The organism is Pseudomonas sp. zbq_18 (genome assembly GCF_043102245.1).
GTDB lineage: Bacteria > Pseudomonadota > Gammaproteobacteria > Pseudomonadales > Pseudomonadaceae > Aquipseudomonas.
The window spans coordinates 187590-201228 of record NZ_JBICIT010000019.1 but is presented as its reverse complement, the minus strand read 5'-3'; the positions used below and the strand labels follow the sequence as shown (position 1 = coordinate 201228).

Here is a 13639-nt window from a genome sequence, read left to right as displayed (position 1 = left end):
TGGTGGCGCTCAGACGCGCTTGGCCTGGGCGACGGCGTTGCCGATGTAGCGGGCCGGGGTGAGCTGCTTGAGCTCCTCCTTGGCGGCTGCCGGCATGTCCAGGCCGTCGATGAAGGCGAGCAGGGCGTCAGGGCTGATGCCCTTGCCGCGGGTCAGCTCCTTGAGCTTCTCGTAGGGATTCTCGATGGCGTAGCGGCGCATCACGGTCTGGATCGGCTCGGCCAGGACTTCCCAGCAGGCATCCAGGTCTTCGGCGATGCGCGCTTCGTTCAGCTCCAGCTTGCCGATGCCCTTGAGGCTGGCTTCATAGGCGATGACGCTGTGGGCGAAGCCGACACCGAGATTGCGCAACACGGTGGAGTCGGTCAGGTCGCGTTGCCAGCGGGAGATCGGCAGCTTGCTGGCCAGGTGCTGGAAGATCGCGTTGGCAATGCCCAGGTTGCCTTCGGAGTTCTCGAAGTCGATCGGGTTGACCTTGTGCGGCATGGTCGAGGAGCCGATCTCGCCGGCCACGGTCTTCTGCTTGAAGTAGCCGAGGGAGATGTAGCCCCAGACGTCACGGTCGAAGTCGATGAGGATGGTGTTGAAGCGGGCGATGGCGTCGAACAGCTCGGCGATGTAGTCGTGCGGCTCGATCTGGGTGGTGTAGGGGTTCCACTGCAGGCCCAGGTCGCCTTCGATGAACTGCTTGGCATTGGCCTCCCAGTCGATCTGCGGGTAGGCCGACAGGTGAGCGTTGTAGTTGCCCACGGCGCCGTTGATCTTGCCGAGTAGCGGCACGGCGGCCACTTGAGCGATCTGGCGCTCAAGGCGGTAAACCACGTTGGCCAGTTCCTTGCCCAGGGTAGTCGGCGAGGCAGGTTGACCGTGGGTGCGCGACAGCATCGGCACGCCGGCGAACTTGACGGCCAGCTCGCGGATGGCACCGGCGATCTGCTTCATCAGCGGCAGCAGCACAGCGTCGCGGCCTTCGCGCAACATCAGGGCGTGGGACAGGTTGTTGATGTCCTCGCTGGTGCAGGCGAAGTGGATGAACTCGCTGACTGCGGCCAGTTCCGGCAGCTTGGCGGCCTGCTCCTTGAGCAGGTACTCCACGGCCTTGACGTCGTGGTTGGTGGTGCGCTCGATCTCTTTCACGCGCTCGGCGTGTTCGATGGCGAAGTTCTCGGCCAGCTCGTTGAGCAGGGCATTGGCCTCGGCGGAGAAGGGCGCGACCTCGGCAACGCCTTCATGGGCGGCCAGGCGCTGCAGCCAGCGGACTTCGACCATCACGCGAAAGCGGATCAGGCCGTATTCGCTGAAGATCGGGCGCAGGGAGCTGGTTTTGCCGGCGTAGCGGCCATCGACGGGGGAAACCGCGGTGAGCGAGGAGAGCTGCATGGAGGCGTTCTCGGACAGGTCGGTCAACGAAAAGGGCGCACATCATACACGATGTCGCTGAGGGTGGCCCGTCCGCTTAGCGCGAAGGCGTGCGAGTGATCGAGAGCAGGCTGGCGGCAAAGATCAGGGCGGCGCCCGTCAGGGACAGGAGGTCCGGTGTCTCACCCCAGCGCAGCCAGGCGATTACCCCGCCAAAGACGATGGCGAGGTACGCAAAGGGGCCGATCAGCCCTGGCGGGGCCAGGCCATAGGCCTTGGACATGACGATCTGGCTCACGGTGGCGAGCAGGCCGATGGCCAGCAGCAGGCCCAGTTGGTGCTGACTCAGCGGTTGCCAGGCCCAGGTAAGCGGCACGGCGGAGATCAGGGCGCTGAAGAGCGAGAAGTAGAAGACGATGCGAAAAGCCGGCTCGCTGTCGCTCATCTCACGGATGGAGACGAATGCCAGTGCGGCCAGGATGCTGGCGGCGAGGCCAATGAGGGCCTGAGTGTCGAGTAGCGCTTCGCTGGGCTTGGCCACCATTAACACGCCCACCAGGCCGATAGCGGTGGTCATCAGCATGCGTTTGGTCAGGGGTTCCTTGAGCAGCCACCAGGCCAGTACGGGGGTGAACACCGGCGCCGAGTAGGTGAAGAGCATGGCGTCGGCCAGTGGCAGGTGGGCGAGGGCATAAAAGAAGCAGTACATCGCTGCCAGGCCGTAGGTGGTGCGCCACAGGTGCGACTTGATGCGCCCGGTCTTCAGCGGGCCGGTGCCCTTGAGCAGCACCAGAGGCAGGAAGAACAGCACGCCGACCAGGTTGCGGAAGAACACCACCGATTCGTTGTTGACCCCGCTGGAGACCTCGCGGATTCCCACGCCCATCAGCGAGAACAGCAGGGCAGAGAGCGCCAGCAGCAGGGCGCCCTGCATGGGCTTCATGCTGCGACTGGGCAAGCTCATATCAGCCCCGTAGCAGCGGGTAGAGTTCCTTGAGTAGCTTGCCGCGACTGAACACCAGTTGCCAGCGATGGCCGCCGAGCTGGCGCCACAGGCGAGCCGAGCGAATGCCGGTCAGCAGCAGGGCGCGTACCTTGGCGGCAATGGCGGGCTGCTGGAGAAAACGCATGTCGCCCTGCACCTGGATACGCTGGCGGAACGTACTGATGGTGTCCTGATAAAGGCCGCCGCAGGCCGCCACCACGTTGTCGTGGGTGATGCCGAAATGCTCAACCTGGTTATGGATTTGGTCCAGGCGGCTGGCGATTACCTGCAGCAGGTCGTCGCGCTTGGCCAGTTGGCGCTCCAGGCCAAGCAGCGCCAGGGCATAACGCAGCGGTTCGCGCTGCAGACTGGCCGGACTGCGCTCCAGCGCGCCGACCAGGGCCTTGTAACCTTCGCGCAGGTTGAGATCGTCGCCGCCGTAGACGTCCAGCGTACTTTTCGGATCGCGCACGAGCAGGCTGCCGAGCAGGCAGCCGACCTGGGCTTCTGGCGCCTGGCCGGTGCGGGCCAGTTTGTCCACCAGGGTGGCCGCCTCGAAGACGGCGGAAAGAGCGATCAACTGTTCCTGGATCGGATTCATGCCTGCGGAGCTCCCTCGGCGCAAGGTTCGGCAACTTCGATCACGCCGCCCCCCAGACAGATTTCACCGTCGTAGAACACCACGGACTGGCCTGGAGTGACGGCGCGTTGCGGCTCGTCGAACGTCGCGCGGTAGCCGTGCTCGGTCTTCTCCAGGGTGCAGGCCTGGTCGGCCTGGCGATAGCGTACCTTGGCTGCAAGACGGCGCGGGCTGGACAGGTCGACAGGGTTGACCCAGTAGATGTCCGAGGCCAGCAGGGCGCGGGAGAACAGCCAGGGGTGATCATTGCCCTGGCCGACGATCAGTACATTGCGCTTCAGGTCCTTGTGCAGCACATACCAGGGCTCGTCGCCGGCGTTTTTCATGCCGCCGATACCCAGGCCCTGGCGCTGGCCGATGGTGTGATACATCAGGCCTACATGACGGCCGATCACCTGGCCTTCGGTGGTCTCGATATCACCCGGCTGGGCCGGTAGGTACTGCTTGAGGAAATCACTGAAGCGGCGTTCACCGATGAAGCAGATGCCGGTCGAGTCCTTCTTCTTGGCGGTGGCCAGCTCGTATTTTTCGGCAATGGCACGCACCTGCGGCTTTTCCAGCTCTCCGACCGGGAACAGGGTGCGGCCGATCTGCTCGCCGCCGACGGCGTGCAGGAAGTAGCTCTGGTCCTTGTTCGGATCGAGGCCCTTGAGCAGCTCACTACGGCTGTCGACATCGCGGCGGCGCACATAGTGGCCGGTGGCGATCAGGTCGGCGCCCAGGGAGAGGGCGTAGTCGAGGAAGGCTTTGAACTTGATCTCGCGGTTGCACAGGATGTCCGGGTTCGGCGTACGTCCAGCCTTGTACTCGGCGAGGAAATGCTCGAACACGTTGTCCCAGTATTCCGCGGCGAAGTTGGCGGTGTGCAGCTTGATGCCGATACGGTCACACACGGCCTGGGCGTCGGCCAGATCGTCCATGGCGGTGCAGTATTCGGTGCCGTCATCCTCTTCCCAGTTCTTCATGAACAGGCCTTCCACCTGATAGCCCTGTTCGAGCAGGAGAAGGGCGGAGACGGAGGAGTCGACGCCGCCGGACATGCCGACGATCACTCGGGTATTGGCTGGTTCGCGCATGGGAATGGTGATGGCTGACTGCGGAAAGCTGGCGATTCTATCAGGAGCGGATGCCGTGCGGCGAATCAGGCTGAGCCGCGCTAGGCCGGATCGCGGATCAGGCTGAGGCTATGGCGCTCGCCTGCCAGGTAGTCGTCGATGCAGCGCAAAACCAACTCGCTACGCCAGCGCTCGGGCTGGGCGGCCAGCTCTTCGCGGGTCAGCCATTGCGGGCCGATGATGCCCTCGTCCAGTGGTGATTCTGGCAGATGGCGCAGCGGCTTGGCGGCGAAGCATACGCGCTGGTAAGTCACGCCGTTGCTGGGGGCGGTGTACAGGTAGATGCCCGTGACGGCGGTCAGCTCCACTTCCCAGCCGGTTTCTTCGAGGGTTTCGCGCAGTGCGGCCTGCAGCAGGCTTTCGTCAGCCTCCAGATGGCCCGCAGGTTGGTTGAAGACGGCCTTGCCGTCGCTCAGCTCCTCGACCAGTAGGAAGCGGCCCTGGTCTTCTACGACGGTGGCGACGGTGATGTGGGGATTCCAGCTCATGTTGAAGCTCCTTGAGTGCGTGGCGTCATGCTGTAGAAACGAAAACCCCGGCGCAAGGCCGGGGTTTCGTCGAAACGGCTGGACTTAGTGGCTCAGTGAGTCGATTGCCGCATTGAAGGTGGCGCTGGGGCGCATGACCTGGCTGGTCAGCTCCGGGTTGGAGCGGTAGTAGCCGCCAATATCGACGGCCTTGCCCTGGGCGCCGTTCAGTTCGGCAACGATGGTCGCCTCCTGCTCGGTCAGGGTCTTGGCCAGCGGGGCGAAGTGCGCCTTGAGTTCGGCGTCATCGTTTTGCGCGGCCAGGGCCTGGGCCCAGTACATAGCCAGATAGAAGTGACTGCCACGGTTGTCGATATCGCCGACCTTGCGCGCTGGGGACTTGTTGTTGTCCAGCAGTTTGCCGGTCGCTTCGTCCAGGCACTTGCCGAGGACTTTGGCCTTGGCGTTGTTGGTCTTGATGCCTTCCTCTTCGAAGGAAACGGCCAGAGCCAGGAACTCGCCCAGCGAATCCCAGCGCAGGTAGTTCTCTTCGATCAGCTGCTGCACGTGCTTGGGGGCCGAGCCGCCGGCACCGGTTTCGTACATGCCGCCGCCGGCCATCAGTGGGACGATGGACAGCATCTTGGCCGAGGTGCCCAGTTCCATGATCGGGAAGAGGTCGGTCAGGTAGTCGCGCAGGACGTTGCCGGTCACCGAGATGGTGTCCAGGCCACGCAGCTGGCGCTCCATGCTGGTGCGGATGGCTTCGTTGTAGCCCTTGATGCTGATATCCAGGCCGCTCAGATCGTGGTCCTTGAGGTATAGCTCGACTTTCTTGCGCAGCTCGTTGTCGTGGGCGCGCTCCGGATCCAGCCAGAAAATGGCCGGGGTGTTGGACTGGCGGGCGCGGGTAACGGCCAGCTTGACCCAGTCGCGGATCGCGGCGTCCTTGGTCTGGCAGGCGCGCCAGATGTCGCCTGCTTCCACTTCGTGCTGCATCAGCACGCTGCCGTCGTCGGCGACGACGCGCATCGTGCCGCTGGCAGTCAGTTCGAAGGTCTTGTCGTGAGAGCCGTATTCCTCGGCTTTCTGCGCCATCAGGCCGACGTTCGACACGCTGCCCATGGTGGTGGGATCGAAGGCGCCGTTGGTTTTGCAGAAGTTGATCATTTCCTGGTAGATGCGCGCATAGGTGCTTTCCGGCATTACCGCTTTGGTGTCTTTCTGCTTGCCGTCCTTGCCCCACATCTGGCCGGAGTTACGGATCATCGCCGGCATGGAGGCGTCGACGATCACGTCGCTTGGGATGTGCAGGTTGGTGATGCCCTTGACCGAGTCAACCATCGCCATTTCCGGGCGGTGACTGTAAACCTCGTGGATGTCGTGAAGGATTTCTTCCTGCTGCGAGGCCGGCAACGACTTGATCTTGTCGTAGACGCTGCTGATGCCGTTGTTCGGGTTGACGCCCAGTTCCTTGAATAGCTCGCCGTACTTGTCGAAGACATCCTTGTAGTAAACGGTCACGGCGTGGCCGAAAACGATCGGGTGGGAGATCTTCATCATGGTCGCCTTGACGTGCAGGGACCACATGACACCGGTTTCCTTGCAGTCCTGCAGGGTCTTTTCGAAGAAGGCACGCAACGCCTGGCAGCTCATGAACATGCTGTCGAGGACTTCGCCTTCTTGCAGGGACAGGGTCTTCTTGACTTCGACCTTGCCATCCTTGCCGACGAACTCAATGCGCACGTCACCGGCCTTGGCCATGGTGATGGACTGCTCGCTGGAGAAGAAGTCGCCGCCGCGCATGTAGTCGGCGTGCGAGCGCGAAGCCATATTCCACTGGCCCATGCTGTGCGGGTGCTTGCGGGCGTACGCTTTGACGGCGGCAGGGGCGCGGCGGTCGGAGTTACCTTCGCGTAGTACCGGGTTCACTGCGCTACCGAGCACCTTGGCGTAGCGGGCGCGGGTGTCTTTTTCTTCTTCGCTCTGCGGGTCTTCCGGGTAATTCGGAATGTCGTAGCCCTGGGCCTGCAGCTCGGCGATGGCGCCTTTCAGCTGGGGTACTGAGGCACTGATGTTCGGTAGTTTGATGATATTGGCTTCGGGAGCGGTTGCCAGACGGGCCAGGTAGGCCAGATCGTCTTCGATGGCTTTGTCACCGAGTTTGTCAGTGAAAGCGGCGAGGATGCGGCCTGAAAGAGAGATGTCGCGGGTTTCGACGTCGATATCGGCAGAGGCGGCAAAGGCTTTGACGATGGGCAGTAAGGAGTAGGTGGCGAGGGCTGGGGCTTCGTCGGTGAAGGTGTAGGTAATCTTCGAACGATTGGACATCTACTATGACTCTCTTCTTTGCTGGGCGCGCACAGAGTCTCGATACGCCTTGGTGAGCGCTTTCGTCCGGCTCGGCGAGCCAGCATCGAGATTTGCCGCGGGGATATTGGGGCGCCAGTAGAGCGATGTGCCTCCAGACCAGGGTGATGGCCAGGCGGCAGCGAGGGGAGAGTCTGGTCCCAGACTGCTCGGACCTCGAGACTGTTAGGTCATCCGAGAAGTATACCATTACTCAAGTCCGGGTAGCGCGGTCGGTCTTTTTAGACCATTGCAGAGGTGGTTGAGCCCTGCCAGCTAGGCTAGGCTAGATGGTCACGAGCGAGTCACTCACAAGGAGCCCAACATGGGATACCAGAAGATCCAGGTGCCTGCGAACGGCAGCAAGATTACTGTCAACGCAGATATGTCCCTGAACGTGCCGAACAACCCGATCATCCCTTTTATTGAGGGCGATGGTATCGGTGTCGACATCAGTCCGGTCATGATCAAGGTCGTCGATGCGGCCGTCGAAAAAGCCTATGGCGGCGAGCGCAAGATCGCCTGGATGGAAGTCTACGCCGGCGAAAAAGCCACTCAGGTATACGATCAGGACACCTGGTTGCCGAAAGAAACCCTGGAAGCCGTGCGTGACTACGTCGTTTCCATCAAGGGGCCGCTGACTACCCCGGTTGGCGGTGGTATTCGCTCGCTTAACGTGGCGCTACGTCAGGAGCTTGACCTTTATGTCTGCCTGCGTCCGGTGCGTTGGTTCGAAGGTGTGCCGAGCCCGGTGAAGAAGCCTGGCGACGTTGACATGACCATCTTCCGCGAGAACTCCGAAGACATCTATGCCGGCATCGAGTGGAAAGCCGGCTCCCCTGAGGCCGAGAAGGTCATCAAGTTCCTGAAGGAAGAAATGGGCGTCACCAAGATCCGTTTCGATCAGGACTGCGGTATCGGCGTCAAGCCGGTCTCGAAAGAGGGTACCAAGCGTCTGGTGCGCAAGGCTCTGCAGTACGCGGTCGACAACGATCGTAGCTCCATGACCATCGTGCACAAAGGCAACATCATGAAGTTCACCGAAGGTGCCTTCAAAGATTGGGGCTATGAAGTAGCTCGCGACGAGTTCGGTGCCGAGTTGCTGGATGGCGGCCCTTGGATGCAGTTCAAGAACCCGAAAACCGGCAAGACCATCGTGGTCAAGGATGCCATTGCCGACGCCATGCTGCAGCAGATTCTGCTGCGTCCGGCCGAGTACGACGTGATCGCCACCCTGAACCTGAACGGCGACTACCTGTCCGACGCCCTGGCGGCGGAAGTGGGCGGCATCGGTATCGCTCCGGGTGCCAACCTGTCCGACACCATTGCCATGTTCGAGGCGACTCACGGCACCGCGCCGAAGTATGCCGGTCAGGACAAGGTGAACCCGGGCTCCGTGATCCTCTCTGCCGAGATGATGCTGCGCCACATGGGCTGGACCGAAGCTGCCGACCTAATCATCAAGGGCACCAATGGCGCCATCGGTGCCAAGACCGTGACCTATGACTTCGAGCGTCTGATGGATGGCGCCAAGCTGCTGTCTTGCTCGCAGTTCGGCGATGCCCTGATCGCGCACATGTAAGTGATTAGTGGTCACAAAAAAGGCCGGTCAACTGACCGGCCTTTTTATTGGATCGCTCTTTTCAGGCTTCTATCGGAGTGCTTTGCGGCATACTGGTGGCTGCCGGGGATTCACTGGTTGCCAGAGCCGAGCTGATATTGACTGCATGCAAGCCTTTCGGGCCCTGCACAATATCGAACTTGACCGCTTGGCCGGCCTTGAGAGTCTTATAGCCGTCCATCTGGATAGCCGAGTAATGGGCGAACAGGTCCTCATCTCGGCCGTCGGCCACGATGAAACCGTAGCCCTTGGCGTTGTTGAACCACTTGACCTTACCGCTAAGCATGCTGACATCCCTCTGCAAAGGACTCCATCACTGGAGTATCATCCACTTCAGCCCCACGCCCGACTTCGGCCTTGATGGCACGAGCCGCGGAGCCCCGATACCCAAGGTGGGTATTCACTGTTTGTAACACCGTTTCATCTTTAGTCAAGGTGCTAGGACGGGCGGCTGCGAAGCCTGTCAAAATACGTCTAGCATCACCTTCCGACCGACCCAGACGCATTCAGTTCAGCATGCTTTCATGTAGCCAGATTCGACTAACATTCAATCAGGATCGACCGGATGCCCATGAGGATGATTCCTCTGGATTGGCGGTGCAGGAGGCGAAGCCCGCGTTGCAGGCTCCGCCGATGTATAAGGTTCTGATGTTTAACGATGATTACACCCCCATGGATTTCGTGGTCGAAGTGCTGGAGGTGTTTTTTGGAATGAATCGTGAGCAGGCTACCAAGGTCATGCTGACGGTTCATACCGAAGGAAAGGCAGTGTGTGGACTGTTTACCCGTGATATCGCAGAGACCAAGGCAATGCAGGTCAACCAGTACGCCCGGGATAGCCAGCATCCGCTACTCTGTGAGATAGAAAAGGACGACTGAAGTCGTCCCGCTTGGGCAAGAGGTGAAGCTATGTTGAATCGAGAGCTGGAAGTCACCCTCAATCTGGCCTTCAAGGAGGCACGTGCCAAGCGCCATGAATTCATGACGGTCGAGCACCTGCTGCTGGCTTTGCTGGATAACGAGGCCGCAGCAACCGTGTTGCGCGCCTGCGGTGCGAACCTCGACAAGCTGCGGCACGATCTTCAGGAGTTCATCGACTCCACCACGCCGCTCATCCCTCAGCACGATGAAGAGCGTGAAACGCAGCCTACGCTCGGCTTTCAGCGCGTCCTGCAGCGTGCGGTCTTCCATGTGCAAAGCTCCGGCAAGCGCGAGGTCACTGGCGCCAACGTGCTAGTGGCGATCTTCAGTGAGCAGGAAAGCCAGGCTGTATTCCTGTTGAAGCAGCAAAGCGTTGCGCGTATCGACGTGGTCAACTACATCGCCCATGGCATTTCCAAGGTGCCCGGCCATGTCGATCACAGCGAGAGCGAGCAGGAGATGCAGGATGAGGAGGGCGGCGAGTCTTCTACTTCCGGCAATCCACTGGATGCCTATGCCAGCAACCTGAATGAGCTGTCGAGGCAAGGCCGGATCGATCCGTTGGTTGGTCGTGAACATGAGGTTGAGCGCGTCGCGCAGATTCTGGCCCGTCGACGCAAGAACAACCCCTTGCTGGTGGGTGAGGCGGGTGTCGGTAAGACGGCAATTGCCGAAGGTCTGGCCAAGCGTATCGTCGATGGACAGGTACCCGACCTGCTGTCGGAAAGCGTGGTTTACTCCCTCGATCTGGGTGCATTGCTGGCCGGCACCAAGTATCGCGGCGACTTCGAGAAGCGTTTCAAGGCGCTGCTCAACGAGTTGCGCAAGCGTCCGCACGCCATCCTGTTCATCGACGAAATTCACACCATCATTGGCGCCGGCGCTGCGTCTGGCGGCGTGATGGATGCATCCAACCTGCTCAAGCCGCTGCTGTCTTCGGGTGAGATTCGTTGCATCGGCTCGACCACATTCCAGGAGTTTCGCGGCATCTTCGAGAAAGATCGCGCTTTGGCGCGTCGCTTTCAGAAGGTCGATGTTACCGAGCCTTCGGTGGAGGATACCGTCGGTATTCTCAAAGGGCTCAAGGCGCGTTTCGAGCAGCATCACCATATCGAGTACAGCGACGAAGCGCTGCGTGCGGCAGCCGAGCTGGCTGCTCGCTATATCAATGATAGACACATGCCGGACAAGGCAATCGACGTGATCGATGAGGCGGGCGCGTATCAGCGCCTGCAGCCGGAGGAGAAGCGCGCCAAGCGCATCGAGGTTGCTCAGGTCGAGGATATCGTGGCGAAGATCGCTCGGATTCCGCCGAAGCATGTCAGCAGTTCCGACAAGGAACTACTGCGCAACCTGGAGCGCGATCTCAAGTTGACCGTGTTCGGTCAGGATGCGGCGATCGACTCGCTGTCCACGGCCATCAAACTGTCTCGCGCCGGCCTCAAGGCGCCGGACAAGCCGGTTGGCTCCTTCCTCTTCGCCGGCCCTACCGGGGTTGGCAAGACCGAAGTGGCGCGCCAGCTGGCCAAGGCCATGGGCATTGAGCTGGTGCGCTTCGATATGTCCGAGTACATGGAGCGCCACACCGTGTCGCGCCTGATCGGTGCGCCGCCCGGTTATGTTGGATTCGATCAGGGCGGTCTACTCACCGAGGCCATCACCAAGCAGCCGCACTGTGTGTTGCTGCTGGATGAGATAGAGAAAGCCCACCCGGAGGTCTTCAATCTGCTGTTGCAGGTGATGGATCACGGTACGCTGACCGACAACAATGGGCGCAAGGCGGACTTCCGCAATGTGATCCTGGTCATGACCACCAATGCCGGTGCTGAAACGGCAGCTCGTGCCTCCATCGGTTTCACTCAGCAGGATCATTCCACCGATGCTATGGAAGTGATTAAGAAGAGCTTCACGCCGGAGTTCCGTAACCGACTGGATACCATCATCCAGTTCGGCCGGTTGAGTCACGAGACCATCAAGAGCATCGTCGACAAGTTCCTGACCGAGCTGCAGGCGCAACTGGAGGACAAGCGGGTACAGCTGGAAGTCAGTGATGCGGCGCGTGGCTGGCTGGCCGAGCGTGGCTACGATGTGCAGATGGGCGCCCGCCCCATGGCGCGGTTGATTCAGGACAAGATCAAGCGGCCGTTGGCCGAGGAGATTCTGTTCGGGGAGCTGGCCGAGCATGGCGGTGTGGTGCATGTCGATCTCGAGAACGGCGAATTGCATTTCGAGTTCGAGACCACGGCAGAGCCTGCTTGATGGATAGAGCGTTAACGAAAACGCCCGGCATTGCCGGGCGTTTTTGCATTCGGATTCCGCTTTGTGGGAATCAGCGGGCGCGGTAGGTGATGCGGCCCTTGCTCAGGTCGTACGGCGTCAGTTCGACGCGGACCTTGTCGCCAGTCAGAATGCGGATGTAGTTCTTGCGCATCTTGCCGGAGATGTGCGCGGTAACGACGTGCCCGTTTTCCAACTCCACACGGAACATGGTGTTGGGCAGGGTGTCGACGACAGTACCTTCCATTTCGAAGCTGTCTTCTTTCGACATGCAGTAAAGCCCTCGGTATCCAAAAGATTGGCCCGGCGCGTGGTGCCCGAGCAAAAGCGGCGTGCATTGTGCCCGAAAACGATATGTAACGCCAAGTGGCTGGCGGGTCGGGAAACGCCTGGCTGTCGCTCAAAGGTCGTTTGTGGGGGCTGAGTTACCCGGCGCTCAAGTCAGGATGGTCCAGCGTTGGTTGACGAAAAGCTCGATGGGGCGGTACTGGGTCTTATAGTTCATCTTTCGGCAGTTCTTGATCCAATAGCCCAGGTAGACAGCCTGCAGGCCAAGGCGTGCGGTTTCGCCAATCTGCCAGAGGATGGCAAAGCGGCCGAGGCTGCGCTTTTCTTCGAGCGGGTCGTAGAAGGTGTATACGGCCGAAAGACCGTTCGGCAAGAGATCGGTTACAGCGATGGCAACCAGGCGACCTGACAGGCGGAACTCGTAAAAGCGGGCGAAGGGGAGGTCACGTACCAGGAAGGTGCTGAACTGCTCGCGGCTCGGCGGGTACATGTCACCATCGGCGTGGCGCTGCTCTATGTAGCGCACATAGAGGTCGTAGTATTCCTCGCTGAACGCAGGCCTTACCGAGGTCACCTGAATGTCGGCGTTGCGTTTGAGAATGCGCTTTTGTTGGCGGTCGGGGATGAACTGATCGGCAGGGATGCGCGCCGGAATGCAGGCCGTGCAGCGCTGGCAGTGGGGGCGGTAGAGGTGGTCGCCGCTGCGGCGAAAGCCCATCTCTGAAAGCTCAGCATAGACCTGCACATCCATAGGCTGGCTGGGATCGAGGAACAGGGTAGTCGCCTGCTCTTCGGGCAGATAGCTGCATGGATGTGGCTGAGTGGCGTAGAACTTGAGACGAGCCAGCTCGGTCATGGTCAACCCTCGGGAAACCCCTTGGGCAAGTGTATGACAGCATTCCGGTGGCTACCACCGGGGCATCTCAGGTGCGCCAGTTGGCTGTGCTAGGTTGATCCAGGAAGCGGTGTAGATAATCGGCAAACTCGCCGCGCGGAATCGGGCGGGCGCCGAAGCTGTGCAGGTGATTGGTCGGCATCTGGCAGTCGATCATGGCGAAATCCCATTCGTGAAGCTTTCCAACCAGCGTGGCAAAGCCGACTTTGGAGGCGTTATCGACGCGGCTGAACATGGACTCGCCGAAAAACAGTCTTCCCATGGCCAGGCCATAAAGGCCGCCGACCAGCTGCTCGCCATCCCGGACCTCAACAGAGTGGGCGTGTCCGAGTCGGTGCAGCTCGATATAAGCGTCCTGCATGTTGCGGGTGATCCAGGTGCCGTCGGCGTAGTCGCGAGGTGCAGCGCAGCCTTGGATGACGCCGGCGAAATCTGTGTCGAAGGTGACGTGAAACCGCTGTTGGCGCAGTAGCTTGGCCAGGCTGCGCGACAGGTGGAATTCTTCCGGAAATAGCACTGTGCGTGGGTCGGGCGACCACCAGAGCAGCGGTTGTCCTTCTGCAAACCAGGGAAAACAGCCATGCCGATAAGCCGCAATGAGGCGTGCGGCTGACAGGTCTCCGCCAGCTGCTAGCAGGCCTTCGGGTTCCCTTAGCGCCTTGTTTAGCGGTGGGAACTCCAGTGAGTCGCGTTGCAGCCAGGTCAGCATGGCGGGTAGGGCA

13 protein-coding genes are annotated in these 13639 nt (G+C 60.8%); 3 read left to right on the top strand and 10 right to left on the bottom strand.

Features of this window, described 5'->3' with window-relative positions; translation table 11 throughout:
- Positions 1–9: 9 nt before the first annotated feature.
- The 6 genes from purB to ACF8C6_RS16205 all read right to left on the bottom strand — a co-directional run bounded on the left by purB (position 10) and on the right by ACF8C6_RS16205 (position 6897).
- Positions 10–1380: an adenylosuccinate lyase gene (gene purB, locus ACF8C6_RS16230; RefSeq protein ID WP_392500249.1), complete on the bottom strand. Its 1371-nt coding sequence runs from the start codon at positions 1378–1380 to the stop codon at positions 10–12.
- A 76-nt stretch (positions 1381–1456) separates the two neighbouring features.
- Entirely contained in the window at positions 1457–2323 is an 867-nt protein-coding gene (locus tag ACF8C6_RS16225; RefSeq protein WP_392500223.1) for a DMT family transporter, read from the bottom strand.
- 1 nt (position 2324) lies between these two features.
- Complete coding sequence (gene hflD / locus ACF8C6_RS16220) at positions 2325–2945, bottom strand: high frequency lysogenization protein HflD (protein WP_392500222.1); 621 nt, start codon at positions 2943–2945, stop codon at positions 2325–2327.
- On the bottom strand, positions 2942–4060 hold the full coding sequence (gene mnmA / locus ACF8C6_RS16215; RefSeq protein ID WP_392500221.1) for a tRNA 2-thiouridine(34) synthase MnmA: 1119 nt from the start codon (positions 4058–4060) through the stop codon (positions 2942–2944). Before mnmA ends, hflD begins: the two co-directional genes overlap by 4 nt.
- 80 nt (positions 4061–4140) lie before the next feature.
- Positions 4141–4587 (bottom strand): NUDIX hydrolase, encoded by a 447-nt coding sequence (locus ACF8C6_RS16210; RefSeq protein WP_341693203.1) that lies wholly within the window; start codon positions 4585–4587, stop codon positions 4141–4143.
- Between the two features lie 84 nt (positions 4588–4671).
- The gene (locus ACF8C6_RS16205) at positions 4672–6897 is read right to left on the bottom strand and encodes an NADP-dependent isocitrate dehydrogenase (RefSeq protein ID WP_392500220.1); all 2226 of its coding nucleotides are present in this window, start codon (positions 6895–6897) and stop codon (positions 4672–4674) included.
- A 343-nt stretch (positions 6898–7240) separates the two neighbouring features.
- Here ACF8C6_RS16205 and icd point away from each other — a divergent pair, with 343 nt between their 5' ends.
- Complete coding sequence (gene icd / locus ACF8C6_RS16200) at positions 7241–8497, top strand: NADP-dependent isocitrate dehydrogenase (protein ID WP_277690380.1); 1257 nt, start codon at positions 7241–7243, stop codon at positions 8495–8497.
- A 61-nt stretch (positions 8498–8558) separates the two neighbouring features.
- Here icd and cspD read toward each other — a convergent pair whose 3' ends face one another.
- Entirely contained in the window at positions 8559–8822 is a 264-nt protein-coding gene (gene cspD / locus ACF8C6_RS16195) for a cold shock domain-containing protein CspD (RefSeq protein WP_277690381.1), read from the bottom strand.
- Between the two features lie 230 nt (positions 8823–9052).
- Here cspD and clpS point away from each other — a divergent pair, with 230 nt between their 5' ends.
- Positions 9053–9415 carry an ATP-dependent Clp protease adapter ClpS gene (clpS, locus tag ACF8C6_RS16190; RefSeq protein WP_392500219.1) on the top strand — a complete coding sequence of 121 codons (363 nt, stop codon included), beginning with the start codon at positions 9053–9055 and terminating at the stop codon, positions 9413–9415.
- 30 nt (positions 9416–9445) lie between these two features.
- Complete coding sequence (clpA, locus tag ACF8C6_RS16185) at positions 9446–11716, top strand: ATP-dependent Clp protease ATP-binding subunit ClpA (protein ID WP_277690383.1); 2271 nt, start codon at positions 9446–9448, stop codon at positions 11714–11716.
- Positions 11717–11786: 70 nt separating this feature from the next.
- Here the strand turns inward: clpA and infA are convergent, their stop codons facing one another.
- The 3 genes from infA to aat all read right to left on the bottom strand — a co-directional run bounded on the left by infA (position 11787) and on the right by aat (position 13626).
- Positions 11787–12005: a translation initiation factor IF-1 gene (gene infA, locus ACF8C6_RS16180; RefSeq protein WP_002553999.1), complete on the bottom strand. Its 219-nt coding sequence runs from the start codon at positions 12003–12005 to the stop codon at positions 11787–11789.
- Positions 12006–12170: 165 nt separating this feature from the next.
- On the bottom strand, positions 12171–12878 hold the full coding sequence (locus ACF8C6_RS16175) for an arginyltransferase (protein WP_392500218.1): 708 nt from the start codon (positions 12876–12878) through the stop codon (positions 12171–12173).
- Positions 12879–12945: 67 nt separating this feature from the next.
- A complete protein-coding gene (aat, locus tag ACF8C6_RS16170; protein WP_392500217.1) occupies positions 12946–13626 on the bottom strand; it encodes a leucyl/phenylalanyl-tRNA--protein transferase in 681 nt (226 codons plus the stop codon).
- Positions 13627–13639 lie beyond the last annotated feature (13 nt).

Coding starts and splice junctions, on each gene's coding strand:
- purB (WP_392500249.1), bottom strand. CDS start 1,380: ATGCAGCTCTCCTCGCTCACCGCGGTTTCCCCCGTCGATGGCCGCTAC.
- ACF8C6_RS16225 (WP_392500223.1), bottom strand. CDS start 2,323: ATGAGCTTGCCCAGTCGCAGCATGAAGCCCATGCAGGGCGCCCTGCTG.
- ACF8C6_RS16210 (WP_341693203.1), bottom strand. CDS start 4,587: ATGAGCTGGAATCCCCACATCACCGTCGCCACCGTCGTAGAAGACCAG.
- cspD (WP_277690381.1), bottom strand. CDS start 8,822: ATGCTTAGCGGTAAGGTCAAGTGGTTCAACAACGCCAAGGGCTACGGT.
- aat (WP_392500217.1), bottom strand. CDS start 13,626: ATGCTGACCTGGCTGCAACGCGACTCACTGGAGTTCCCACCGCTAAAC.
- icd (WP_277690380.1), top strand. CDS start 7,241: ATGGGATACCAGAAGATCCAGGTGCCTGCGAACGGCAGCAAGATTACT.
- clpS (WP_392500219.1), top strand. CDS start 9,053: ATGCTTTCATGTAGCCAGATTCGACTAACATTCAATCAGGATCGACCG.
- hflD (WP_392500222.1), bottom strand. CDS start 2,945: ATGAATCCGATCCAGGAACAGTTGATCGCTCTTTCCGCCGTCTTCGAG.
- ACF8C6_RS16205 (WP_392500220.1), bottom strand. CDS start 6,897: ATGTCCAATCGTTCGAAGATTACCTACACCTTCACCGACGAAGCCCCA.
- infA (WP_002553999.1), bottom strand. CDS start 12,005: ATGTCGAAAGAAGACAGCTTCGAAATGGAAGGTACTGTCGTCGACACC.
- mnmA (WP_392500221.1), bottom strand. CDS start 4,060: ATGCGCGAACCAGCCAATACCCGAGTGATCGTCGGCATGTCCGGCGGC.
- ACF8C6_RS16175 (WP_392500218.1), bottom strand. CDS start 12,878: ATGACCGAGCTGGCTCGTCTCAAGTTCTACGCCACTCAGCCACATCCA.
- clpA (WP_277690383.1), top strand. CDS start 9,446: ATGTTGAATCGAGAGCTGGAAGTCACCCTCAATCTGGCCTTCAAGGAG.